This is a genomic window from Streptomyces sp. NPDC047130 (assembly GCF_040643475.1).
Classification (GTDB): Bacteria; Actinomycetota; Actinomycetes; order Streptomycetales; family Streptomycetaceae; genus Streptomyces.
The window spans coordinates 62,392-84,017 of the sequence record NZ_JBEYUK010000010.1 but is presented as its reverse complement, the minus strand read 5'-3'; the positions used below and the strand labels follow the sequence as shown (position 1 = coordinate 84,017).

Genomic DNA, 21,626 nt, shown 5'->3' with positions numbered 1-21,626 from the left:
TCGCGGAAACGCTCAGGCCGCGCTCAGGCCCCGCTCCGTACCGGTGTCGGCGCGGCGGCCTATCCTGATCACCCAGGGGGTCACCGCCGACGAAGGAGTCCGAGGTGCCGGCGACATCGATACTCGACGCGGTCGTGGTGGGCGCGGGCCCGAACGGGCTGACGGCCGCCGTGGAGCTCGCCCGGCGCGGGTTCTCGGTCGCCGTGTTCGAGGCCAAGGACACGGTGGGCGGCGGCGCGCGCACCGAGGAGCTCACGCTGCCCGGGTTCCGGCACGACCCGTGTGCCGCCGCCCACCCGCTGGGCATCAACTCGCCCGCCTTCCGCGGGATGCCGCTGGAGCGGTACGGGCTGGAGTGGGTGCACGCCCCGCTGCCGATGGCGCATCCGTTCACCGACGGCACCGCCGCCGTGCTCGCCCGCTCCGTCGCCGAGACGGCGGCCTCCTTCGGGCCGCGTGACGCGGGCGCCTACCGGCGGCTGGCCGAGCCGTTCCTGCGGAACTGGGACACGCTGGTGCGCGACTTCATGTCGCTGCCGCTCACCGCCCTGCCCCGGGACCCCGTCTCCCTGGCCCGCTTCGGCCTCACCGGACTGCCGCCGTCCACCTGGCTGATGCGGCGCTTCCACGACGAGCGGTTCAAGGCCCTGTTCGCCGGGCTGGTGGCCCACGTGATGGCCCCGCTCGGCGGCCTCGCCACCGGGGCGGTCGGCCTGGTCTTCGCCCTGGCCGCCCACGCCCGCGGCTGGCCGTTCGCCCGCGGCGGCTCCCAGGCCGTCTCCGACGCCCTCGCCGGCTACCTCCGGGACCTCGGCGGCGTCGTGCACACCGGCTACGAGGTCAAGCGCCTCGACGACCTGCCGCCCGCCCGCGCCTACGTCTTCGACACCTCGCCGACCGCGCTGGCCCGCATCGCGGGCCTCGGCAACACCTACCAGGACTACCGGTACGGCGCCGCCGCCTTCAAGATCGACTACGCGCTGGACGGCCCCGTCCCCTGGACCGCGCCCGAGGCCCGCCGGGCCGGCACGGTGCAGGTCGGCGCGAGCGCCGCCGAGATCGGCACGGCGCTGAACGCCGCCTCCCGCGAGGGACGCGCACCGGAACGCCCGTTCCTGATCACCACCCAGCCCGGCCTCGCCGACCCCGGCCGTGCCCCCGAGGGCAAGCACGTCTTCTGGGCCTACGGCCACGTCCCCAACGGCTGGACCGGCGACCTCACCGACGCCGTCGAGCGCCAACTGGAGCGCTTCGCCCCCGGCTTCCGCGACCGCGTGCTGGCCCGCGCCGTCAGCGGCCCCGCCGAACTCGCCGCGCGCAACGCCAACTACGTCGGCGGCGACATCGCCTGCGGTGCCGCCTCCGGGCTGCGGCTGCTGATGCGGCCCGAGGTCACCCTGCACCCCTACCGGACCCGCCACCCGGCGGTCTTCCTGTGCTCCTCCGCCACCCCGCCAGGACCGGGCGTCCACGGCATGTCCGGGCACAACGCGGCCAAGGCCGTCTGGCGCCACCTGAGGGCGAACCGGCGATGACCCGCATCACCCTCGTGCGGGGAGACATCACCCGGCAGTCCGTGGACGCCGTCGTCAACGCCGCCAACTCCTCCCTCCTCGGCGGCGGAGGCGTCGACGGCGCCATCCACCGCCGGGGCGGCCCCGAGATCCTCGCCGAGTGCCGCGCCCTGCGCGCCTCCCACTACGGCCGCGGCCTCCCCACCGGCCAGGCCGTCGCGACCACCGCGGGGCGGCTGGACGCCCGGTGGGTCGTCCACACCGTGGGCCCCGTCTTCTCGCGGGAAGAGGACCGCTCGGAGCTGCTGGCCTCCTGCCACCGGGAGTGCCTGCGCGTCGCGGACGAACTCGGCGCCCGCACCGTCGCGTTCCCCGCGATCTCCACCGGGGTGTACGGCTGGCCCATGGACGACGCGGCCCGCATCGCCGTCGCCACGGTGCGGGCCGCGGACACCGCCGTAGAGGACGTCAGGTTCGTCCTCTTCGACGACCAGGCGTACGCGGCGTTCGCGGCGCGGATCGGGCCGTGAGAAGGCGTCCACCCGGCCAGGGTCTCCGTGCTCGCTCGTTCGACCGTTGCCTCTCCGGTCAACCGAGTCTGCCCTGAGGCCCCTGTACGGGGCGGTGGTGATCGTCTACCAAGGGACAGGACATCACTCCCGGCCGACAGGAGAGTTCATGCACGCGCACGGCAGGAGCCGGAAGGACGACCTCCACGACGAGCGGCTCCCGGCGGGCAGGCCGAAGGCTCCGGGCGCCGGCCCGGCCCCGGGCCTCGCAGGCCTGCAGGGAAGCATCGGCAACGCGGCGGTGGTCCAGCGGATGCGGCGCGCGGGCGTGGGCCAGGAGGAGCAGGAACATCGGCACGAAGCCGGGTGCGGCCACGACAGGAGCGCGCAGGCACCGGTGCAGCGGTCCTCGGCGCAGCGGTCCTCGGTGCACGACGTCCTGCGTGGCGCGGGCCGTCCGCTGGACCGTTCCACCCGTGCGGACATGGAGGCCCGGCTCGACGCCGACTTCTCCGACGTCCGTGTCCACGACGACCGTCCGGCCAAGGACTCCGCGTCGGAGATCGGCGCCCGCGCGTACACGTCGGGCAGTCACGTCGTCCTCGGGGAGGGCGGCCGGGACAAGGAGACGCTGGCGCACGAATTGACCCATGTGATCCAGCAGCGGCAGGGGCCGGTCTCCGGCACAGACAACGGCTCGGGGCTGCGGGTGTCGGACCCCTCGGACCGCTTCGAACAGGAGGCGGAGGCCAACGCGCGGCGCGTCATGAGCGCGCCCCGGCCGGCCACGCGTGCCGGAGCGGACGGAGGAGGCGGAGCGGACGGAGCGGGCGGGGCGGTGCAGCGGGCCCCGGCGCGGCAGACGGCCCGTACGGCGTCCGTCCAGCGGATGCCGAAGGCGGCCAGGGTGAAGACCGGCGCCAGGAAGAAGGGCAGGAAGGGCGGTACGGCCAACGCGAAGGACGAGCTGATCAGGGAGCTGGTCGAGAACTGGGGCTGGACGTCGCACGGCGGTGCCCAGAACCGCACCCTGCACCTGGCGCGGCGGGTGCCCGAGGAGAACGAGACCGGGGCCCTGAACGCCACGGAGAAGATCTACAAGGGCTCGCGCAACACCCGTTCGCCGAAGGACTTCGCCCCCGCCCGGACCACCCAGAGCATGCGCTGGATCTCGACCCTCGCCAAGGAGTACCTGGGGAGCGCCACCTCCTCGCCCGCCGAGGAGGTTCAGGTCAGCGCGATCGGCACCGACCTGTACATCTCCGCCAACCGCAACATCCACAACGCGAAGTTGCGGGAACTCGCGGGGCAGCACAGCACCGGCAAGGCCTTCGCCAAGGCCCTCGTCGAGCACTTCGGAGAGCCCGACGCGGAGGCCAAGGACCGCTTCGCCCGCCACACCGGCAAGCTGTCCGACCGGGTGGTCGAGGGCGAGACCGAAAGCGGGGACTACGCCGAGATCGCGGGCATGACGGTCAAGGTGCCCGCCGACGTCTCCGCCGACGACGACGGCCTCCACGCCGAACGGCGACTGCAGAAACTCGCCGGCTTCGACCCCGCGAAGACGGTCGGCGTCAAGCGCCCCTGCGTCGTCTGCTACACCCAGATCTACGCCACCCCCGTCCGCAACGGCGACGTCGAGGTCTACCCGGGTCCTCTCTGGCCGAGCAAGGCGGCCAACAAGGGCATGACGGCCTACGAGGAGGAGAGCGTCGAGGACTACGCCGAGTACCTGCACGAACTGGTCGACGCGGCCGGCGGCACCTTCATCACCTTCACCCAGGACGGCGACCTCACCTGGGACCAGAACAGCGACTCCGACACGGACCGCGAGGGCACGAAGGTCGGCGCGGACGACGACGCCATGGAGGTCGACGCGGACACCTGAGGGGCCCGTGCTCGCCCCGGCACGTCCAGCTTCACGGTCCCGAGCCCCGGCACCCGTCCTCGCGAGGGCGGAGGTGCCCTGGAGCCGATGTGCGCCGGGCGGGCGCGCTGACGGGAGCGGCATGGCCGCGCCGATGATCCAAGCTCCCGTGACCGGCGCGACGTCAGTACCCGGTGGCATGCTCTGCGCCATGGACAGACAGGAGTTCTGGCAGTTCGTCGGGGCAGCCCGCCATCAGGCGTCCGATCCGAACGACGGAGAAGACGCCGCCCGCCGGGCAGCCTCGCAACTGGCCACTCACCCGGCCGAGGAGATCGTCGCTGCGCAACAGGTGCTGTGGGACCTCATGGCCGACTCCTGCACGAACCCTCTGTGGGCCGCCGCCTATGTGATCAACGGCGGCTGCTCCGACGACGGCTTCGACTACTTCCGCGGCTGGCTGATCGCGCAGGGGCGCGAGGCCTTCGAGCGTGTAGTCGCTGACCCCGATGCCCTGGCCGAAGCTCGCAGTCCCCAGGCGAGGGAGGCCGCCGCGCCGCGCCGTGCCCGTGTGGACCGCGAGACCCTGGCGGCCCGGCGCAACCCTCCAGGGCATCGCCGACCCTGTGCCTGACCGGCGAAGACACGGCCCTCAAGTGCGGCGCAACAACACCTACCCAGCCTGCGGTGCTGGTGTGACGAAGAGGGACGGCGGTGTGCCATGGAGCCCGAGGCACACCGCCGTTGCAGCCCGCCGATGCCCTCTACCACCAAGCGGTGCACTTGCTGCTGCCACCCACCTGCTTACCGCAGGCCCGGAACAGCCACTGGGAGTCGGTGTACTTGACCACCTGGGCGGCACTGGTGTTGGGCGCCCCATCGCTCTGGACGGACCAGGGGCCGCACTGCAGCCACCCGTTGCCCCCGGTTGTCGTCCAGTCCAGCCACACCTGGTCGCCCTTCACCGTCGATCCGGTGATCTTCGCCCAGCCGTAGTCCTTGCCGCTGATCGGGCCGACGTGCAGCTGGACGGTGGTGCGGCCGAGGGACACGCTGGTCTTCACGCTTCCGCTCTTGTTGTAGGGAATGCTGACGAACCCGTTGGCGCCGTTGCTGCACTCGGCCACCGAGGCCTGCGCAGTGCTCGCCGTCCCCACCACTCCTCCCAGGCCCGCCCCGAACAGCAGCACAGCAGTAGCCCACGCCCTGGTACGCATCAAACGCATATCTCAATCCTTTCGGTTGGTGTCACACGTGAGTGCGACCGCAACAGGATCGACCTCCGCCGAGTGCGGCAGGCCGTGGTGCAGATCCGAGGCTCGGCAAGAGACCGGCGGTATCAGGTGATGCGCCTACCATTTTTGGTCACATCGTCCTTTCGGCTTCCTCCCGAGGTGTTGCGAAGGCCAGGATGCTAGGGAGAAGTCCACCTGTGGGAGGTGATTGCATCTGGGCGAAAAGACACTGCTCAAGTGGCATACAGGGCATGCAAGATCAGCATCGATGCGTTCGAGGGACAGCGATGCTCAGAGTGCACTTCACCGGCGAGGACCTACTCCGCACCAGGCTCGCACCAGGCCCGGACCCGCTGTGGGAAGCGGTACTCAGTGCGAACCTGCTGGGCAACCGCGACGGACAAGCCGTTTTCAACGTTTGGCGTACACAGGCCCGTCTTCGGCTCCGCCAGCTCCCGCCGGAACAAATTCGTCTTGTCCGGTACCTCGCTCCTCCCAGAGGCGACTTCCCCGATTTCCTAACCCCCGCTCAGGCAACTCACGGCTTGGCAGCAGGCATAGACGCGGTGCTCTCCACGCCTGTTCACCGACTACGCAACGAGCTGGCTGTCCTGCCGGGCACGCCTACATGGGTACGCCCACTGGCCGATGGCGAACCAACGGCACTCCGCATGCTCGGCCAAGCGCTCCACGGCTACTACGCGTGCGCTGTTGCTCCCGCCTGGCAACGCATCCAGGCGCTTGTCGATGCAGACCGGGCGGTGCGGGCCCGGGCCGTCCTGGGGGACGGTGTCGAGGCGCTGCTCGGCAGTCTCCGGCCGACCATGCAATGGAGGCGGCCGGTACTCGAGGTCGACTACCCCGCCAATCGCGACATCCATCTCAATGGGCGAGGCTTGCTGCTGATCCCGTCAGTATTCTGCTGGCGCGCTCCGGTCACCCTCATCGACCCGACCCTGTCACCTGTGCTGGTCTATCCCGTTGCGCGAGGTCCGCAATGGTGGACAGCAGCAGGCCAGACCGATTCCCGCAGGTCTCAGGCCCTTGAACGCCTCCTCGGAGCGAGCCGAGCCGCCGCTTTGCGTAATATCGAGAACGGCTGCACAACAGGAGAGCTGGCTCGACGCGTCGGCCTGGCCCCGCCCGCAGCCAGCCGGCACGCCACTGCTCTCCGCGAAGCGGACCTGATCACCTCTCACCGATGGGCAAACAAGACGGTGCACGTCCTGACCCCCTTGGGTGCAAATCTGCTAGCAGCGAACCCCGAATAGAGCTCGAACTCAAGCGGTCGTAGGCACTCCGACGCGAAGACCACCGACGGCTTCCTCCGCTGCGGCAGGGACTGCCCGGCCGGCCGTGCCGTGAGGCTGCTCAATGACCTCGTCGTCGAGCGGCGGAAAGTGCGCCTCCAGCCGTGCGCGGGCTTTCTGCGCGAAGTCCCGGAAAAACAGCGGCAGCTTCGTCCGGTCCACGTCCTCCTGAGGACCCGCAGCGCGCCCTCCGCGTGGAGGACCCGTTCCGCCGCCTCCGTGAACGCGGACCTGCCGGGCGCCGCCCCTGCTCGACCGAGGCGACCTGTTCCGGCGAGTACCCGATCGCCTCCGCGAGCCCCTGCTGGGCGAGCCCGCCCAGCTCGCGGAACACCGCCGCCCCGCACAACCGCCGCGCGAACCCGTGCACCTCCCGGTCGCCGCCGGTGCGGCCGGGGTCAGCGGGCCACCAGGAACAGGACGAGCCCGACGAGCGCGAGGGCCGCCACGGTGACCGCCGTGAACCGGAAGCGGCCCGCCTCGGACAGCCGGTCCTCGACCCTGACCCGTCCGTCCGCGCCGCGGAACACGTAGAACTCGCGATGCCTGAGGACCGGAAGCTCCGCCCGCACTACGTCCAGGCGCCGGACGACGACCTCCCGGGCCTTCTCGTCGTCCCGCCTGCCGAGATGCCGCTGCACGGCGTTCCGGTGAACGGGGGAGAGGTTGTCCGGAAGTGGGACGTAGCCGTCGAGGCGGTCCTCCCGCCAGCCGGCCGTGTCCAGCACCGAGGCCACGCGGCGGGGCCGGGGGACGGGCGGGGCGACGACCTCGGGTTCCCGTGTCCACGCGATCCGCCCCGCCGTCCAGGAGGTCAGGCTCGCCCACCCCTCGCAGGTGGCGCACGTGACGGTGCCCTTCCGGCCGCACGGCCCGCACGGGACGCGTCCGCTCCCCTTGCAGTCGGCGCACCGGACCTTTCCCCAGCCCCGGCAGCCGGGGCACGCGCTGTCGGGCGTGCGGCACGCCTCGCAGGTGACCCGCCGGTCGGCGGCGCCCGTCCTGTCCGGCTTCAGGGCTCCCCGGGGAGCATCCGGCATCCCGCCGTGCTTCAGGGGCTGGGCGCACGCCGAGATGCCCTCGCAGACGCTGCACACCACGGCGGGTTCGCACGGCCGGTACCGCTTGCCCCCGCAGTCGGCGCACGAACGACGGCCGTTGCCGCAGTCGCAGGCCCGCAGGTGCAGGGAACCGCGCCGGACCAGGTCGAGCGGTTCCTCCAGCGGCGTCTCGTGCGGGCCCAGCTTGTGCTTCGCGAGGACGTCGTAGGTCGGCAGGTGGGCGAGGTCGACGGCGCCCGGCCGGGCCTCCAGCCGTTCGGTGCGGTGCTCGACGCGGCGGGTGACGGTGGCCTCGAGGAGAGGCAGGCGGGTGAGGACGAAGTCCTCCGGCGCGGGGGCGGGGCGCCGCCTCCCCGGACCGGACCGGGCCACATGGGCGCGGAGCGCCGCGCGGACCTCGTCGTCGGACGGATCGTTCACTGCCACGGTGACGCCCACTCCCCCCGTCGAGCCGCTCCCGCCCGGTCACGGACACGAGCCGTGCCGAGCGGCACCAGTGTGGCGGGCCCGGGGCCGCCGCGACAGATCGCCTCGGCCCGCCGGACCGGTCCGCCGCCTCGAACGACCGACCGGGAACGGGCGTTGAAGGCGCGATGAACTCGTGTCACGGGGCCTGCCCGGTCGCCGTGGCATGTGGTTGAGTCCCGCCCATGCTGATCAGGAGACCGACCGTGCTCGCGGGCGTCCTGCTGGTGGCGGCCACCCTCACGGCCCCGGTGGACGCGGCCCCCGAGGGCGCGGCCGCCACCGACCAGGCCCCCGCGGGCCATGCCCCCGCGGACACGGGCCTCGCGGGCGCGACCCCCGCACGCGCGGTCCCCGCCGTGCTGCCGCTCGGCCCGCGGGACCTCCCGGAGACCCGGACCACCGAGACGCTGCAGCCCGGTGTCACCCTCACCACCATCGTGCGCGGCGCCGAGGACCCGGCGCAGGCGTGGACGGTGGAGGTCGCCGTCCCCGGGGGCAGTGGTTCGCCCGACCCCGACGCGCCGCCCACCGCCGTCGCCGGCCGCGCCCGGGCCGACCGGCTGGCGGCCGCGCTCCGCACCGGCGGGTTCACGCCCCGCGTGGAGGAGGTCACGACCCCGCCCGCGGCCGACCATCCGGGCGGCCCGCTGGGGTTCCGGGTCCGCGTGGGCCGGCACGACGACCGGTCCGCGGCCGAGGCGGAACGGGCGCGGGTCCGGGCGGCGGGACACACGGCGTCCACCGTCTTCACCGGCTGGGACGGGGCGGCGACGGACCGCGGCCCGTGGGTGGTCCGCGTGCTGACCGTCGACCCGCGGACCTTCCGCGGTGAACTGGCCGGCGACTTCGGCCCGGACCTGGAACGGAGGGAGAGGACCGGGGCGCTGGCCGCGGCCCGGGGCGCGACCGCCGCGGTCAACGGCGGTTTCTTCGTCCTGGACCCGGCGGCGGGCGCCCCCGGCGACCCGGCCGGGCTCGGCGTGTACGACGGGCGGGTGCTGAGCGAGTCGGTGGGCGGCCGCCCCTCGCTGCTGTTCTCCGCCGACGCCCGCCGCGCGGCCGTGGCCCGACCCACCTGGTCCGGCTCCGTCGCGGGCGGCGGCACGGTGCTGCCGCTCGACGGCGTGAACCGCGTGCCCGGCCTGATCCGCAACTGCGGCGGCACCGGCGACGCGCCCACCGACCTCCCGCGCCACGACACGACCTGCACCGACCAGGGCGAACTGGTGGCGTTCACGCCGGAGTTCGGCGCCGCCACCCCGTCCGGCGAGGGCGCCGAGGTGGTCCTCGACGCGCGTGACCGCGTGGTGGAGGTCCGCAGCCCGCGGGGCGGGACGCTGCCGCCGGGTGGCAGGTCGGTCCAGGGCACCGGCGCGCGGGCGGCGGAGCTCGCCGAACTGGCCGAGGAGAGCCAGAAGTTGACGATCAGGAGCCGGGTGCGGGGCCCGAGGGCCGACTTCGTCGTCAACGGCGGACCGGAACTGGTGCGCGACGGCCGCCGGCACGCCACCCCCGCCGCCGACGGCATGATCCGCCCCGGCGACCCGAGCTTCACCTACGGCTGGGTGACCAGGCGGAACCCGCGCACCCTCGCCGGCGTGGACGCCCGGGGCCGGATCCTGCTCGCCACCGCCGACGGCCGGGCGACCGCCAGCCTCGGCCTGTCCATCGCCGAAGCGGCCGCGGTGGCCCAGGCGCTGGGCATGCGGGACGCCGTCAACCTCGACGGCGGAGGTTCCACCACGATGGTGGCGGGCGACCGCGTGATCAACGCCCCGTCGGACGCCGCCGGCGAACGCCCGGTCGGCGACGCGATCCTGGTGCTCCCCGAGCGGTGACGGGATCCGCCGTCGGGGCCCCTGCCGATATCCCGTGGATCACCGGCCACCCGTGTGCTGGACTCGGCGCATGAGTCTCACCGTGCACGCCATGGTCGTCGACGCGGACGGAACCTGGCGGATCGTCGACCCGCCGGACGACCCCTACGAGTCGGCCGGCTTCGAGAGCTGGCGCACCCGGGTGTGGGGGTCGCAGGCGGTGCGGTCGCTCGGGGCGGTCTTCTTCCCGCTCCTCGCGGAGGACGACCTGGTCGTGCGGCCCGACCAGCTGCCGGCCTTCCACCGCGAGTGCCTGCTGCTCCGGGAGAGGCTGGAGGAGATCGTGGCCGGCACCGAACCCGTGCGTTCCGTCGAGGAGCACCGGTGGGCGATCGCCGACCGCCTGAGGATCATCGACGAGGTCGTCCTGCGGGCCAGGGCGATGGGCGGCGGCATCGTCATCTGGTGAGCCCCGCCCGCGCCCCCGCACCGCGCACGGGACGGCGCCCGCCCCCTCCACGGTGAGGGGACGGGCGCCGGGTGCGTCGTGCCGCCGGGTCAGACGGTGGTGGCGGCGGGGGCCGGGGCGGAGTCGCCCGGCCGGTCCCCGGCCGGGATCTCGCCCTCGTCGAGGGCGATGTCCTTGGTCTCCTTGCCGAGCAGCAGGGCGATCAGCGTCAGCACGCCCATCACCGACAGGTAGACGCCGACCAGCCACGGCGAGCCGTCGCCGGTCTCCCACAGGGCGACCGCTATGAACGGGGCCACCGCCGCGCCGAGGATCGAGCTCACGTTGTACGAGACGCCGGAGCCGGTGTAGCGGACGCTCGTCGGGAACAGCTCCGGGAGCAGCGCGCCCATCGGGCCGAAGGTCATGCCCATCAGCGAGAAGCCCAGCACCAGCCACAGCACCACGCCCAGCGTGCCCAGGTCGATCAGCGGCACCCACACCAGGCCGAAGGCCACGATGCCGACGGTGACGGCGATCAGCGTGCGGCGGCGGCCGTACTTGTCGGCCAGCGGGCCGGAGATCAGGGTGAAGGCGGCGAAGAACAGCACGCCGAAGATCAGCATCAGCACGAACGTCGTGTAGCTGTAGCCCAGACCCGGCACGGCGGCGTCGGTCGGGGTGCGGCCGAAGCTGAGCGAGAACGTCGTCATCAGGTAGAAGAGGACGTACGTGGCCAGCATGAAGAACGTGCCCAGGACCAGCTGCTTCCAGTGGCCGCGGAAGACGGTGGCCAGCGGCAGCTTGCGGACCAGGCCCGCCTCGCGGGTCTTGGAGAAGACGTGCGACTCGACCAGCCGCATCCGCACCCACAGGCCGATCGCGACCATCACCGCGGAGAACAGGAACGGAATCCGCCAGCCCCAGCTGAGGAACGCCTCGGACGGCTGCGACGGGTCGGCGCCCGCGGCGGACGGCAGCAGCGCGCCGATCACCAGGAACAGGCCGTTGCCGATGATGAAGCCCAGCGGGGCGCCGAGCTGCGGGAACGTCCCGAACAGGGCCCGCTTGCCCTTCGGCGCGTTCTCCGTGGCGATCAGCGCCGCGCCGCTCCACTCACCGCCCAGTGCGAAGCCCTGGGCGAGGCGCATCACGACCAGCAGCGCGGTGGCGACCCAGCCGGCCTGCGCGTAGGTCGGCAGCACACCGATCAGGAAGGTCGCGATGCCCATGGTGAGCAGCGACGCGACCAGCGTCCCCTTGCGGCCGATCCGGTCGCCGAGGTGACCGAACACCACCGCGCCGATCGGGCGGGCCACCATGGCCGCGCCGAACACGGCGAAGGAGGAGAGCAGTGCCGTCGTCGGGTCGTCGCTCGGGAAGAAGAGCGTCGGGAAGACCAGGACGGCGGCGGTCGCGTAGATGTAGAAGTCGTAGAACTCGATCGTGGTGCCGATGAGGCTGGCGATGAGGACGCGCGACCGCGAATTGACGGGTGCCGGGGCTGAGGCTGCGGGTGTTGCTGCGGTCATGTCTTTGCTCGGGTTCTTTCGCACGAGGGGGAAGGCCGCCGGCGCCGTCGTCGGCGGCCCCGCACGACGGAACGCGTCGTTCCGACAGGAGGACGTGCGCCGTACGGCTACCGGCACGATCTCATGATCGTCTCACTGACCGGCAAGGATGTCTCGCATCGTGAGAACGCCGCCGGGTGCGGGGGAGCCCTCCGGCCGGTGGCCGACGGGGTCCTTCGGCCGCCACGGGGCGGGATGGGAGGATGACCCCGTGACTCTCCCGACCTCCGTGGACGTCCTCGTCGTGGGCGCCGGCCCGGCCGGCTCCTCCGCCGCCGCCTGGCTGGCCCGCGCCGGCAAGGACGTCCTGCTCACCGACGCAGCGACGTTCCCCCGTGACAAGACCTGCGGCGACGGCCTCACCCCGCGGGCCGTCGCCGAGCTGGTCCGCCTCGGTCTGGAGGACTGGCTGCGCACCCACACCGTCAACCAGGGCCTGCGGGCGCACGGCTTCGGGCAGACCCTGCACCTGCGCTGGCCCGGCGGCTCGCTCCCCGACTGGGGCTCCGCCGTCCCGCGCACCGAGCTCGACGACCACCTGCGCACCGTCGCCGTGAAGAGCGGCGCCGCCGCCCAGGACGGCGTGCGGGCGCTGGACGCCGTCATGGAGGGCGGACGCGTGCGCGGCGTCCGGTTCCGCGTCGGCAGGGGCGACGACGCGCCGGTCGAGACGGTGCTCTGCCGCCGCCTGGTGATCGCGGACGGGGTGCGCTCGCCGCTCGGCAAGGCGCTCGGCCGGGAGTGGCACCGCGACACGGTGTACGGCGTGGCCGGCCGCTCGTACGTGGCCTCGGACCGCTCCGACGACCCGTGGATCAGCAGTCACCTCGAGCTGCGGGACGAGAAGGGCGCGGCCCTCGCCGGCTACGGCTGGATCTTCCCCCTCGGCAACGGCGAGGTGAACCTCGGCGCGGGCACCCTCGCCACCGCCAGGCGGCCCGCGGACGTCGCGATCAAGCCGCTGATGCGGCACTACGCGGAGCAGTGCCGGGAGGGCTTCGGCCTGCACGGCGAACTGCGCGCCCAGACCTCCGCGCTGCTGCCGATGGGCGGCGCCGTGTCGGGCGTCGCGGGCCCCAACTGGGCGCTGATCGGCGACGCGGCGGGCTGCGTCAACCCGCTCAACGGCGAGGGCATCGACTACGGCCTGGAGACGGGCCGGCTGATCGCCGACGTCCTCGCGGAGCACGACGACCTGTCCGCGGTGTGGCCCCAGGTGCTGCGCCGGCACTACGGCGAGGCGTTCTCCGTGGCCCGCCGCCTGGCCGGTCTGGTCACCGTGCCGCGGCTGCTGCCCGCCCTCGGCCCGGTCGGCATGCGGTCCCAGCTGCTGATGCGGCTGGCGCTGCGGTGGATGGGCAACCTGGTCACCGACGAGGACCGGGACGCCGCAGCCCGCGTCTGGCGCTGGGCCGGCCGCCGCTCCCTGAACCTCGACCACCGGGCGCCGTTCGCCTAGGGGCCTCGCCGCGGCCAGGAAGGCCATGTCGGATTCCTGCCAGCCCCGGCCCGCCCGATGGCGGATGCTGGAGGCATGCGGATGGGAATGCATCTCGACGCGGAACGCTGTGTGCGGGCCGTGCGGTCGAGGGACGCGCGGTTCGACGGGTGGTTCTACACCGCCGTGCTCAGCACCGGGATCTACTGCCGGCCGAGCTGCCCGGCGATGACGCCGAAGCCCGAGAACATGGTGTTCCACCCGAGCGCTGCCGCCTGCCAGCAGGCTGGGTTCCGGGCCTGCAAGCGGTGCCGGCCCGACACCACCCCCGGCTCGCCGGAGTGGAACGAGCGGGACGACGCCGTGGCGCGGGCGATGCGGCTGATCGCCGACGGCGTGGTGGACCGCGAGGGCGTGCCCGGGCTGGCCGGGCGGCTCGGGTACAGCACCCGGCAGATCGAGCGGCAGCTCCTCGCCGCGCTCGGCGCGGGGCCGCTCGCCCTGGCCCGCGCCCAGCGGGCCCAGACGGCCCGGATGCTGATCGAGACCACCGCGCTGAACATGGCCGACGTGGCCTTCGCGGCCGGCTTCTCCTCCGTGCGCAGCTTCAACGAGACGGTCCGCGAGGTCTACGCGCTCACCCCCGGGGAGCTCCGGGCCAGGGCGACCCCCGCCGAGCGGACGGCGGGCGGGACCCTGTCGCTGCGGCTGCCGTTCCGCGCGCCGCTCAACCCGGACAACCTGTTCGGCCACCTCGCGGCCACCGCCGTGCCGGGCGTCGAGGAGTGGCGGGACGGCGCCTACCGCCGCACCCTGCGGCTGCCGCACGGCCACGGCGTGGTCTCCCTGGCGCCCCGCCCCGACCACGTGGCCTGCCGCCTCACCCTCAAGGACCTGCGCGACCTCACCGTCGCCATCAGCCGCTGCCGCCGCCTGCTGGACCTGGACGCCGACCCCGTCGCCGTGGACGAGCAACTGCGCGCGGACCCCGTGCTGCAGCCGTACGTCGACAAGGCGCCCGGACGGCGCGTCCCGCGCACCGTGGACGAGGCGGAGTTCGCCGTGCGGGCGGTGCTCGGCCAGCAGGTGTCCACGGCGGCGGCCCGCACGCACGCCGCCCGGCTGGTCGCCGCGCACGGGGAGCCGGTCGACGACCCGGAGGGCGGGCTCACCCACCTCTTCCCGTCGCCGGAGGCGCTGGCCGCCCTGGACCCCGAGGCGCTCGCCATGCCGCGCAGCCGCCGCGGCACCCTGACCACACTGGTCGCCCGGCTCGCCGACGGCACGGTGCGGCTGGGCGTGGACAGCGACTGGCCCGAGACGCGGGCCCGGCTGCTGGAACTCCCCGGGTTCGGGCCGTGGACGGTGGACGTCATCGCCATGCGGGCCCTCGGCGACCCCGACGCCTTCCTCCCCACGGACCTCGGCATCCGGCGCGCGGCACGGGAGTTGGGGCTGCCGTCCACCCCCGCCGCGCTCACCGCCCGGGCCGAGGCGTGGCGGCCGTGGCGGGCGTACGCGGTGCAGTACCTGTGGGCGACCGAGAGTCACCCCATCAACTTCCTTCCGGTGTGAAGGCCTTCGAGGAATGAGAGAGATGAAGCAGCACACGGTGGTGGACAGTCCCTACGGCGTCCTGACGCTGGTCGCCGAGGACGGCGTCCTGTGCGGGCTCTACATGACGCAGCAGCGGCACCGCCCGGCCGAGGAGACCTTCGGCGAGCGGGTGGCCGCCGACGAGGGACCGTTCCCGGCGGTGACGGAACAGCTCGCGGCCTACTTCGCGGGCGGGCTCACGGAGTTCGACGTGCCGCTCCGGCTGAACGGCACCCCCTTCCAGCGGGCCGTCTGGGAGCGGCTGCGGGCCATCCCGTACGGGCAGACCCGTTCCTACGGGCAGCTCGCCGTCGAGCTGGGCAGCCCCGGCTCCTCGCGGGCCGTGGGGCTCGCCAACGGACGGAACCCGGTGAGCATCATCGTGCCCTGCCACCGGGTCATCGGGGCGGGCGGCTCGCTCACCGGCTACGGCGGCGGGCTGGAGCGCAAGCAGCGGCTGCTGGAGTTCGAGCGCGGGGCGGTCCCCCTGCCGGGCTGACACCCGGGTCCGGGGGACGCCCGGCCCGGGGCCCGGGCGCAGGGCGTCAGCCGCGCTGTTCGCGCCGTTCCCGAAGCTCGCGCAGGAGACGGGGCAGGGCGGTGCCGATCGGCTCGCGGACGACCTCGTCGGCGAGCTCGTCGTACGGGGTCTCCTCGGCGTTCACGACGACCAGGCGCGCCCCGTGGTCCGCGGCGACCCCGGCCAGCCCCGCCGCGGGGTGCACCTGGAGGCTGGTGCCCACGGCGACGAAGACCTCGCAGGCCTTGGCGACCGCCAGGGCCTGCCCGAGGACCTCCGGGTCGAGGCGCTCGCCGAACATCACCGTCGCCGGCTTCAGGACGCCGCCGCAGCCCGCGCACGCCGGGTCCGCCTCACCGGCGTCCAGCCGGGCCAGCACCTCCGGCATGGGGCGCCGCGCGTGACAGCGGGTGCAGACCACGGAACGCAGGGAACCGTGGAGCTCCAGGACCTTCCGGTCCGGCATGCCGGCCTTCTGGTGCAGCCCGTCGACGTTCTGCGTGATCACCCGGACCGGGACGCCGGACCGCTCCAGCTCCGCCACGGCCAGGTGCGCGGCGTTCGGCTCGGCCGTGAGCACCCCGGTGTCGCGGCGCATCGCCCAGGAACGGCGCCGGATCTCCGGGTCGTTCACGTAGTGGTCGTAGGTGACCAGCTTCTCGGCGTCCGGGTCCCTGGTCCACACACCGCCCGGGCCCCGGTAGTCGGGGATGCCGGAGTCGGTGGAGATCCCGGCGCCGCTGAGGATCGCCACCAGCGGCCCGGCGGAGGCGCGCGGGGAGGAGCCGGGCGTGGTCATGCGCCCGAGGGTAGGGCGGGGTCCCGGACGTCCGCGAGCGGATTCGGGGGGCGGCGCCGCTCAGCCCTGGTCGACCCGCCGGCCGTCCACCAGCTCCGCGGGGCCGGAACCGTCGGCCAGGACGTCCAGGGCGGCCCGTACCCGGCCCAGCAGGCCGCCCCGCAGATACGCCGGCAGCTCCTCGCGGGCGACGAAGCGGTACGAGAGCAGCTCCTCCTCCTGCAGGCGGAGGGAGCCGGCGGTCTCCCGGTCCAGGACGCCGCCGTCGTAGAGGTGGGCGACGATCGGCGGGCGGGAGGGACCGCGCGCCCAGTCCACCGCGAGCAGCCGGCCCGGGGCGACGTCCAGGCCGATCTCCTCGAAGGTCTCCCGGCGGGCGCCCTCGCGGGGCGTCTCGCCGTCCTCGGACTCCACGGTGCCGCCGGGCAGCGCCCATCCCTCGCGGTAGTTCGGCTCCACCAGCAGCACCCGGCCCTCGCCGTCACGGAACAGGGTGGCCGCGCCGCACAGGACGCGGGGGAGGCCGGCGATGTACGTGGCGTAGGCATCGGCGGGCGAGGTCACGCGCCCAGCGTAGCGGGACGGGCACGCGGTGGACACACGACCGTGGCGGACAGGGCGGCCGGACCCCTAGGGTCGCAGCGGACACGCAGGACACGAGCGGAGGCGTTGTGGCGGAGACGGGCCGGCGGGTGCGGGTGCTGATCGCGGCGGACAAGTTCAAGGGGTCGCTGACGGCCGTGGAGGTCGCCGAACGCGTCGCGGCCGGGCTGCGGACGGCGGTGCCGGAGGTGGAGACGGTGTCCCTGCCGGTCGCGGACGGCGGGGACGGCACGGTGGCCGCGGCGGTGGCCTCCGGTTTCGAGCGGCACGAGGTCCGGGTCGCGGGCCCCCTCGGCGCACCCGTCACGGCGGCGTTCGCGGTGCGCGGGGAGACCGCGGTGGTGGAGATGGCCGAGGCCAGCGGGCTGCAGCGGCTGCCGGCCGGTGAACTCGCGCCGCTCACGGCCTCCACCCACGGCTCCGGCGAGCTGCTGCGGGCCGCGCTGGACGCGGGGGCGCGGACGCTGGTGTTCGGCGTCGGCGGCAGCGCCACCACGGACGGCGGGGCGGGCATGCTCACGGCCCTCGGCGCGCGGTTCCTCGACGCGCGGGGGCGGGAGCTGGGCCCCGGCGGCGGGGCGCTCGGGGAGCTGGCCTCCGTGGACCTCTCCGGGCTGGACCCCAGGCTGTCGGACGGCACGGTGGAGCTGGTCCTCGCCAGCGACGTGGACAACCCGCTGACCGGCCCCTCGGGGGCGGCGGCGGTGTACGGGCCGCAGAAGGGCGCCTCGCCGGAGGACGTGACCGTGCTGGACGCGGGGCTCGCCCGGTACGCGGAGGTCCTGGAGCGGGCCGTGGGACCGCGTGCGGCCGGACTGGCGCAGGCGCCGGGGGCGGGAGCGGCCGGAGGCATCGGCTTCGCCGCGCTGCTGCTGGGGGCGCGGTTCCGGGCGGGCATCGAGGTACTGCTGGAGGTCGTGGGGTTCGACGCCGAGCTGCGGCGGGCCGGCCTGGTGGTCACGGGGGAGGGGTCGCTGGACGGGCAGACCCTGCGCGGCAAGGCGCCGGCGGGGGTCGCCGCGGCCGCCGTCGCGGCGGGGGTGCCGGTGGTCGCCGTCTGCGGGCGGCTCGCGCTCTCCCCCGAGGAGCTGTCGGGCGCCGGCATCGCCCGCGCCTACCCCCTCTCCGCGCTGGAGCCGGACGTCCCCCGCAGCATCGCGAACGCCGGCCCCCTGCTGGAACGCGCGGCGACCGCCCTCGCCCACGACTGGCTCGCCTGACGCCCACCGCGTGCCCGGCCCCGTACCCGCCCACCGCGTGCGCGCGCGGCCCCGTACCCGCCCATCGCGTGCGCGGCCCCGTGCCCGCCCGCGGGCGGGCACGGGGCCCTGGGCGCACCCGCCCGCACCCCACCGCACCAGGCCCGGGAACGCCGACGGCCCCCCGGGCCGGTGGGCTCGGGGGGCCGTGGAGCGGTGCGGGAGGCGGCGGGGCTACTGGAGCTGGGCCGCCCTGGCCTCGCGCCGGTTGTCGCGGAAGTTGTTCACCCGGCGGGCGGTCGCGAAGAGCGGGATCACCGCGCCCAGCACCAGCTGCAGCGCGCAGCCGGTCTGCAGCAGCAGCTCACCGCTCGGCGCACCGGCGGCCCAGGCCACCAGCATGCCCATCGACGCGACGATCCAGATCAGCATCGCCGCCGCCGACTTCCCGCGCGGCTTCGGGTACTCGACGCGGCTCACCATCAGCCACGCCGTGCCCAGCACCGCCAGCAGCGTGGCGACGAACGGCAGCTCCAGCAGCACGATCGAGACCACCGTCAACGCCCCGAAGGGTGATGGCATGCCCTGGAACGTGCCGTTCGGCACCGTCACGCAGGAGAACCGCGCAAGCCGCAGCACCACCGCCAGCAGCACCACGATCGCGGCCAGCGCCGCGACCCGCTGATGCGCGTCGTCGGCGACCATGCCGTACACCAGGACGAAGTACGCCGGTGCCAGACCGAAGCTGATCAGGTCGGAGAGGTTGTCCAGCTCCGCGCCCATCGGGGAGGAGCGCAGCTTGCGGGCGACCAGGCCGTCGAACAGGTCGAAGACCGCCGCGCACAGCATCAGGATCACCGCGGTGGCCGCGCTGTGACGGGCCATGCCCGTCTCCTGGCTGCCGGTGAGGTGCGGGATCAGGATGCCGGTGGTGGTGAAGTACACCGCCATGAAGCCGCAGGTCGCGTTGCCGAGGGTCAGCGTGTCCGCTATCGACAGACGCAGCGACAGCGGCATCTCCTCTTCCTCGGCCTCCTCGACGCCGGCCCGGCCGGACGCCGACGGCGCCCAGCCGGTACTGGGATCTTGGTCAGTCACGGTCAATTCGAGTCACCCCAGCCACGGTCTTCTGGCCGACCTCGACCGCCACCTCCACCCCGGCCGGGAGGTACAGGTCGACGCGCGAGCCGAACCGGATCAGACCGATCCGCTCGCCCTGCTCGACCTTGGTCCCCTGGGGGATGTAGGGCACGATGCGGCGGGCCACCGCGCCGGCGATCTGGATCATCTCGATGTCGCCGAGCTCGGTGTCGAAGTGCCAGACGACGCGCTCGTTGTTCTCGCTCTCCTTGTTGAAAGCGGGGACGAACCCACCCGGCACGTGCTCGACCGACGTCACGGTGCCGGCCAGCGGCGCGCGGTTGACGTGGACGTTGAGCGGGCTCATGAAGATGGCGACGCGGGTGCGGCCGTCCTTCCAGGGCATGATGCTCTGCACCACACCGTCGGCGGGCGAGATCACGCGACCCTGCGCGATCTCACGCTCCGGGTCCCGGAAGAACCACAGCATGCCCGCCGCGAGGGCGGTGGCGGGAACCGCCACGGCCTTGGCCGCGCCGGAGCGGCGCGCCCGGAGAAGGCTGAGAGCGGCGGTGGCGACCGTCGGGGCGAGCCACGGCGACGCTCCGCGCGCGATCCGTGCGCCGACGAGGCTGTCGCGGTGTGCAGAGGATTGGCTGTGGGGCATGGAAGACCTTCGTAGCGGGATGGTGCCGCGCTGCAGTTCTGGGGACGGCGGCTTTCCGGAATCGTACCGGGCAGGCACTACAACTGGGCAAGCCAGAAGCCGAGTCGGCGACCGAGAGCGCTGACGGGGTGTGATCTTCTTCTCGAAGAAAACACCCCGTAGCAGGACAATCGGCCGGGCCGCGCCCGGAACGTTCCGGAATCAGCCCTGGAACCGGTACTCCTCGAGGAGCCTGCGTCCGATGATCATTTTCTGGATTTCTGCGGTGCCTTCACCGATGAGCAGCATCGGGGCCTCTCGGTAGAGGCGCTCGATCTCGTACTCCTTGGAGAAGCCGTAGCCGCCGTGGATCCGGAAGGAGTCCTCCACGACCTCTTTGCAGTACTCGCTGGCGAGGTATTTCGCCATGCCTGCCTCGAGGTCGTTTCGTTCCCCGGAGTCCTTTTTGCGGGCTGCATTAACCATCATCGCATGAGCAGCCTCAACCTTGGTGGCCATTTCGGCCAATTTGAACTGGATCGCCTGGTGCTGCGCGATCGGCTTGCCGAAGGTGTGGCGCTGCTGCGCGTACTGAACACCCAGCTCGAACGCACGCTGCGCGACGCCGCAGCCACGGGCCGCCACATTCACCCGGCCCACCTCGACGCCGTCCATCATCTGGTAGAAGCCGCGGCCGGTCGTGCCGCCCAGCACCCGATTGGCCGGAATTCGCAGGCCGTCCATGATGAGCTCGGTGGTGTCGACCCCCTTGTAGCCCATTTTCTCGATCTTGCCGGGAATGGTCAGACCGGGAAGGACCTCGCCGAAGCCGGCCGGCTTCTCCACGAGGAAGGTGGTCATCGACCGGTGCGGCGCGGTGCCCTCGGGGTGTCCTTCGTCACTCCTGACCAGGACGGCCACCAGCGTGGAGGTTCCGCCGTTGGTCAGCCACATCTTCTGGCCGGTGAGGACGAACTCGTCGCCGTCCCGGACGGCCTTCGACGAGATGGCCGACACGTCGGAGCCGAGCTCCGGCTCGGACATCGAGAAGGCGCCGCGGATCTCGCCCGCCGCCATCCGCGGCAGGAAGTACTCCTTCTGCTCGTCGGTGCCGTGCTGCTTGAGCATGTAGGCCACGATGAAATGGGTGTTGATGATGCCGGAGACCGACATCCACCCCCGCGAGAGCTCCTCCACGCACAGCGCGTAGGTCAGGAGGGACTCGCCCAGACCCCCGTACTCCTCGGGGATCATCAGGCCGAACAGACCGAGTTCCTTCAGCCCGTCGACGATCGCCTGCGGGTATTCGTCGCGGTGCTCCAGCTGCGTGGCGACCGGGATGATCTCCTTGTCCACGAACTCGCGGACGGTGGAGAGGATCTCCTGCTGGACGTCGGTGAGACCGTGGGTCCGGGCGAGTCGGCTCATCCCTTGGACTCCTTCTCCTTCAGCTCGGGACGGCCGGGCTGCTCGCCGCCGCGCTCCTCGATGTACGTCTCGGTCGGCACCATCACCTTGCGGCGGAAGACGCAGACCAGGGTGCCGTCCTGCTTGTAGCCCTTGGTCTCCACGTGCACGATGCCGCGGTCGCTCTTCGACTTCGACGGCCACTTGTCGAGCACGGTGGTCTCGCCGTAGACGGTGTCGCCGTGGAAGGTCGGCGCCACGTGCTTGAGCGACTCGATCTCCAGGTTGGCGATCGCCTTGCCCGAGACGTCCGGCACCGACATGCCGAGCAGCAGCGAGTAGACGTAGTTGCCCACCACGACGTTCCTGCCGAAGTCGGTCGTCCTCTCGGCGTAGTTGACGTCCATGTGGAGCGGGTGGTGGTTCATGGTGAGGAGACAGAACAGGTGGTCGTCGTACTCGGTGACCGTCTTGCCCGGCCAGTGCTTGTACGTCGCCCCGACCTCGAACTCCTCGTAGGTGCGCCCGAACTGCATCG

At 73.0% G+C, this 21,626-nt stretch carries 19 protein-coding genes and 2 pseudogenes; 11 read left to right on the top strand and 10 right to left on the bottom strand.

Annotated features, from left to right (window positions below; translation table 11 throughout):
- Positions 1–119 precede the first annotated feature (119 nt).
- From ABZ836_RS15040 to ABZ836_RS15025, 4 genes and pseudogenes are all read left to right on the top strand, one after another.
- A complete protein-coding gene (locus ABZ836_RS15040; RefSeq protein ID WP_361142389.1) occupies positions 120–1,535 on the top strand; it encodes an NAD(P)/FAD-dependent oxidoreductase in 1,416 nt (471 codons plus the stop codon).
- Positions 1,532–2,044: an O-acetyl-ADP-ribose deacetylase gene (locus ABZ836_RS15035; protein ID WP_356137693.1), complete on the top strand. Its 513-nt coding sequence runs from the start codon at positions 1,532–1,534 to the stop codon at positions 2,042–2,044. Before ABZ836_RS15040 ends, ABZ836_RS15035 begins: the two co-directional genes overlap by 4 nt.
- Before the next feature lie 148 nt (positions 2,045–2,192).
- A complete protein-coding gene (locus ABZ836_RS15030; protein WP_361142204.1) occupies positions 2,193–3,911 on the top strand; it encodes a DUF4157 domain-containing protein in 1,719 nt (572 codons plus the stop codon).
- Between the two features lie 190 nt (positions 3,912–4,101).
- Positions 4,102–4,443, top strand: a pseudogene (locus ABZ836_RS15025) (DUF4240 domain-containing protein); the annotation flags it as partial.
- A gap of 211 nt (positions 4,444–4,654) precedes the next feature.
- Here ABZ836_RS15025 and ABZ836_RS15020 read toward each other — a convergent pair.
- On the bottom strand, positions 4,655–5,116 hold the full coding sequence (locus ABZ836_RS15020; protein WP_356137697.1) for a hypothetical protein: 462 nt from the start codon (positions 5,114–5,116) through the stop codon (positions 4,655–4,657).
- Positions 5,117–5,670: 554 nt separating this feature from the next.
- Between ABZ836_RS15020 and ABZ836_RS15015 the strand changes: the two genes are divergently transcribed.
- Positions 5,671–6,396, top strand: coding sequence for a winged helix-turn-helix domain-containing protein (locus ABZ836_RS15015; protein WP_356137699.1), 726 nt, complete (start codon positions 5,671–5,673; stop codon positions 6,394–6,396).
- A 159-nt stretch (positions 6,397–6,555) separates the two neighbouring features.
- On the opposite strand, the pseudogene ABZ836_RS15010 reads toward ABZ836_RS15015, so the two are convergent.
- Together ABZ836_RS15010 and ABZ836_RS15005 are read right to left on the bottom strand one after the other, a co-directional pair.
- Positions 6,556–6,805 (bottom strand): annotated as a pseudogene (locus tag ABZ836_RS15010) (helix-turn-helix transcriptional regulator); the annotation flags it as partial.
- 28 nt (positions 6,806–6,833) lie between these two features.
- A complete protein-coding gene (locus ABZ836_RS15005; RefSeq protein WP_356137701.1) occupies positions 6,834–7,922 on the bottom strand; it encodes a hypothetical protein in 1,089 nt (362 codons plus the stop codon).
- A 224-nt stretch (positions 7,923–8,146) separates the two neighbouring features.
- On the opposite strand from ABZ836_RS15005, the gene ABZ836_RS15000 reads away from it, so the two are divergent.
- Positions 8,147–9,802: a phosphodiester glycosidase family protein gene (locus tag ABZ836_RS15000; RefSeq protein ID WP_361142200.1), complete on the top strand. Its 1,656-nt coding sequence runs from the start codon at positions 8,147–8,149 to the stop codon at positions 9,800–9,802.
- Positions 9,803–9,872: 70 nt separating this feature from the next.
- On the top strand, positions 9,873–10,250 hold the full coding sequence (locus ABZ836_RS14995; RefSeq protein ID WP_356137705.1) for a hypothetical protein: 378 nt from the start codon (positions 9,873–9,875) through the stop codon (positions 10,248–10,250).
- An 89-nt stretch (positions 10,251–10,339) separates the two neighbouring features.
- Here ABZ836_RS14995 and ABZ836_RS14990 read toward each other — a convergent pair whose 3' ends face one another.
- Positions 10,340–11,761, bottom strand: coding sequence for an MFS transporter (locus ABZ836_RS14990; RefSeq protein WP_356137706.1), 1,422 nt, complete (start codon positions 11,759–11,761; stop codon positions 10,340–10,342).
- A gap of 250 nt (positions 11,762–12,011) precedes the next feature.
- Here ABZ836_RS14990 and ABZ836_RS14985 point away from each other — a divergent pair, with 250 nt between their 5' ends.
- The 3 genes from ABZ836_RS14985 to ABZ836_RS14975 all read left to right on the top strand — a co-directional run bounded on the left by ABZ836_RS14985 (position 12,012) and on the right by ABZ836_RS14975 (position 15,333).
- Positions 12,012–13,259 carry a geranylgeranyl reductase family protein gene (locus ABZ836_RS14985; RefSeq protein WP_361142196.1) on the top strand — a complete coding sequence of 416 codons (1,248 nt, stop codon included), beginning with the start codon at positions 12,012–12,014 and terminating at the stop codon, positions 13,257–13,259.
- A gap of 75 nt (positions 13,260–13,334) precedes the next feature.
- Positions 13,335–14,813, top strand: coding sequence for an AlkA N-terminal domain-containing protein (locus ABZ836_RS14980; RefSeq protein WP_356137710.1), 1,479 nt, complete (start codon positions 13,335–13,337; stop codon positions 14,811–14,813).
- A 22-nt stretch (positions 14,814–14,835) separates the two neighbouring features.
- Entirely contained in the window at positions 14,836–15,333 is a 498-nt protein-coding gene (locus ABZ836_RS14975; RefSeq protein WP_356137712.1) for a methylated-DNA--[protein]-cysteine S-methyltransferase, read from the top strand.
- 46 nt (positions 15,334–15,379) lie between these two features.
- On the opposite strand, the gene ABZ836_RS14970 is transcribed toward ABZ836_RS14975, so the two are convergent.
- On the bottom strand, positions 15,380–16,153 hold the full coding sequence (locus ABZ836_RS14970; protein WP_361142192.1) for a Sir2 family NAD-dependent protein deacetylase: 774 nt from the start codon (positions 16,151–16,153) through the stop codon (positions 15,380–15,382).
- A 60-nt stretch (positions 16,154–16,213) separates the two neighbouring features.
- Positions 16,214–16,717: an NUDIX hydrolase gene (locus tag ABZ836_RS14965; RefSeq protein WP_356137715.1), complete on the bottom strand. Its 504-nt coding sequence runs from the start codon at positions 16,715–16,717 to the stop codon at positions 16,214–16,216.
- Positions 16,718–16,824: 107 nt separating this feature from the next.
- Between ABZ836_RS14965 and ABZ836_RS14960 the strand changes: the two genes are divergently transcribed.
- Positions 16,825–17,976: a glycerate kinase gene (locus ABZ836_RS14960; RefSeq protein WP_361142188.1), complete on the top strand. Its 1,152-nt coding sequence runs from the start codon at positions 16,825–16,827 to the stop codon at positions 17,974–17,976.
- Positions 17,977–18,189: 213 nt separating this feature from the next.
- Here the strand turns inward: ABZ836_RS14960 and pssA are convergent, their stop codons facing one another.
- The 4 genes from pssA to ABZ836_RS14940 form a co-directional block, all read right to left on the bottom strand.
- A complete protein-coding gene (gene pssA, locus ABZ836_RS14955) occupies positions 18,190–18,972 on the bottom strand; it encodes a CDP-diacylglycerol--serine O-phosphatidyltransferase (RefSeq protein ID WP_356135336.1) in 783 nt (260 codons plus the stop codon).
- A 73-nt stretch (positions 18,973–19,045) separates the two neighbouring features.
- Positions 19,046–19,702, bottom strand: a complete 657-nt coding sequence (locus ABZ836_RS14950; protein ID WP_356135138.1) for a phosphatidylserine decarboxylase — start codon at positions 19,700–19,702, stop codon at positions 19,046–19,048.
- A gap of 201 nt (positions 19,703–19,903) precedes the next feature.
- The gene (locus ABZ836_RS14945; RefSeq protein ID WP_361142184.1) at positions 19,904–21,109 is read right to left on the bottom strand and encodes an acyl-CoA dehydrogenase family protein; all 1,206 of its coding nucleotides are present in this window, start codon (positions 21,107–21,109) and stop codon (positions 19,904–19,906) included.
- Positions 21,106–21,624: a MaoC family dehydratase gene (locus ABZ836_RS14940; protein WP_356135142.1), complete on the bottom strand. Its 519-nt coding sequence runs from the start codon at positions 21,622–21,624 to the stop codon at positions 21,106–21,108. The genes ABZ836_RS14945 and ABZ836_RS14940 overlap by 4 nt, the downstream gene beginning before the upstream one ends.
- Positions 21,625–21,626: the final 2 nt, after the last annotated feature.

Excerpts from the sequence above, each read along its gene's own strand:
- ABZ836_RS14995 (WP_356137705.1), top strand. The coding sequence starts at position 9,873 with ATGAGTCTCACCGTGCACGCCATGGTCGTCGACGCGGACGGAACCTGG.
- ABZ836_RS14950 (WP_356135138.1), bottom strand. The coding sequence starts at position 19,702 with ATGCCCCACAGCCAATCCTCTGCACACCGCGACAGCCTCGTCGGCGCA.
- ABZ836_RS15030 (WP_361142204.1), top strand. The coding sequence starts at position 2,193 with ATGCACGCGCACGGCAGGAGCCGGAAGGACGACCTCCACGACGAGCGG.
- ABZ836_RS15000 (WP_361142200.1), top strand. The coding sequence starts at position 8,147 with ATGCTGATCAGGAGACCGACCGTGCTCGCGGGCGTCCTGCTGGTGGCG.
- ABZ836_RS14980 (WP_356137710.1), top strand. The coding sequence starts at position 13,335 with ATGCGGATGGGAATGCATCTCGACGCGGAACGCTGTGTGCGGGCCGTG.
- ABZ836_RS14940 (WP_356135142.1), bottom strand. The coding sequence starts at position 21,624 with ATGCAGTTCGGGCGCACCTACGAGGAGTTCGAGGTCGGGGCGACGTAC.
- ABZ836_RS14970 (WP_361142192.1), bottom strand. The coding sequence starts at position 16,153 with ATGACCACGCCCGGCTCCTCCCCGCGCGCCTCCGCCGGGCCGCTGGTG.
- pssA (WP_356135336.1), bottom strand. The coding sequence starts at position 18,972 with ATGCCGCTGTCGCTGCGTCTGTCGATAGCGGACACGCTGACCCTCGGC.
- ABZ836_RS14990 (WP_356137706.1), bottom strand. The coding sequence starts at position 11,761 with ATGACCGCAGCAACACCCGCAGCCTCAGCCCCGGCACCCGTCAATTCG.
- ABZ836_RS14945 (WP_361142184.1), bottom strand. The coding sequence starts at position 21,109 with ATGAGCCGACTCGCCCGGACCCACGGTCTCACCGACGTCCAGCAGGAG.
- ABZ836_RS15020 (WP_356137697.1), bottom strand. The coding sequence starts at position 5,116 with ATGCGTTTGATGCGTACCAGGGCGTGGGCTACTGCTGTGCTGCTGTTC.
- ABZ836_RS15035 (WP_356137693.1), top strand. The coding sequence starts at position 1,532 with ATGACCCGCATCACCCTCGTGCGGGGAGACATCACCCGGCAGTCCGTG.
- ABZ836_RS14975 (WP_356137712.1), top strand. The coding sequence starts at position 14,836 with ATGAAGCAGCACACGGTGGTGGACAGTCCCTACGGCGTCCTGACGCTG.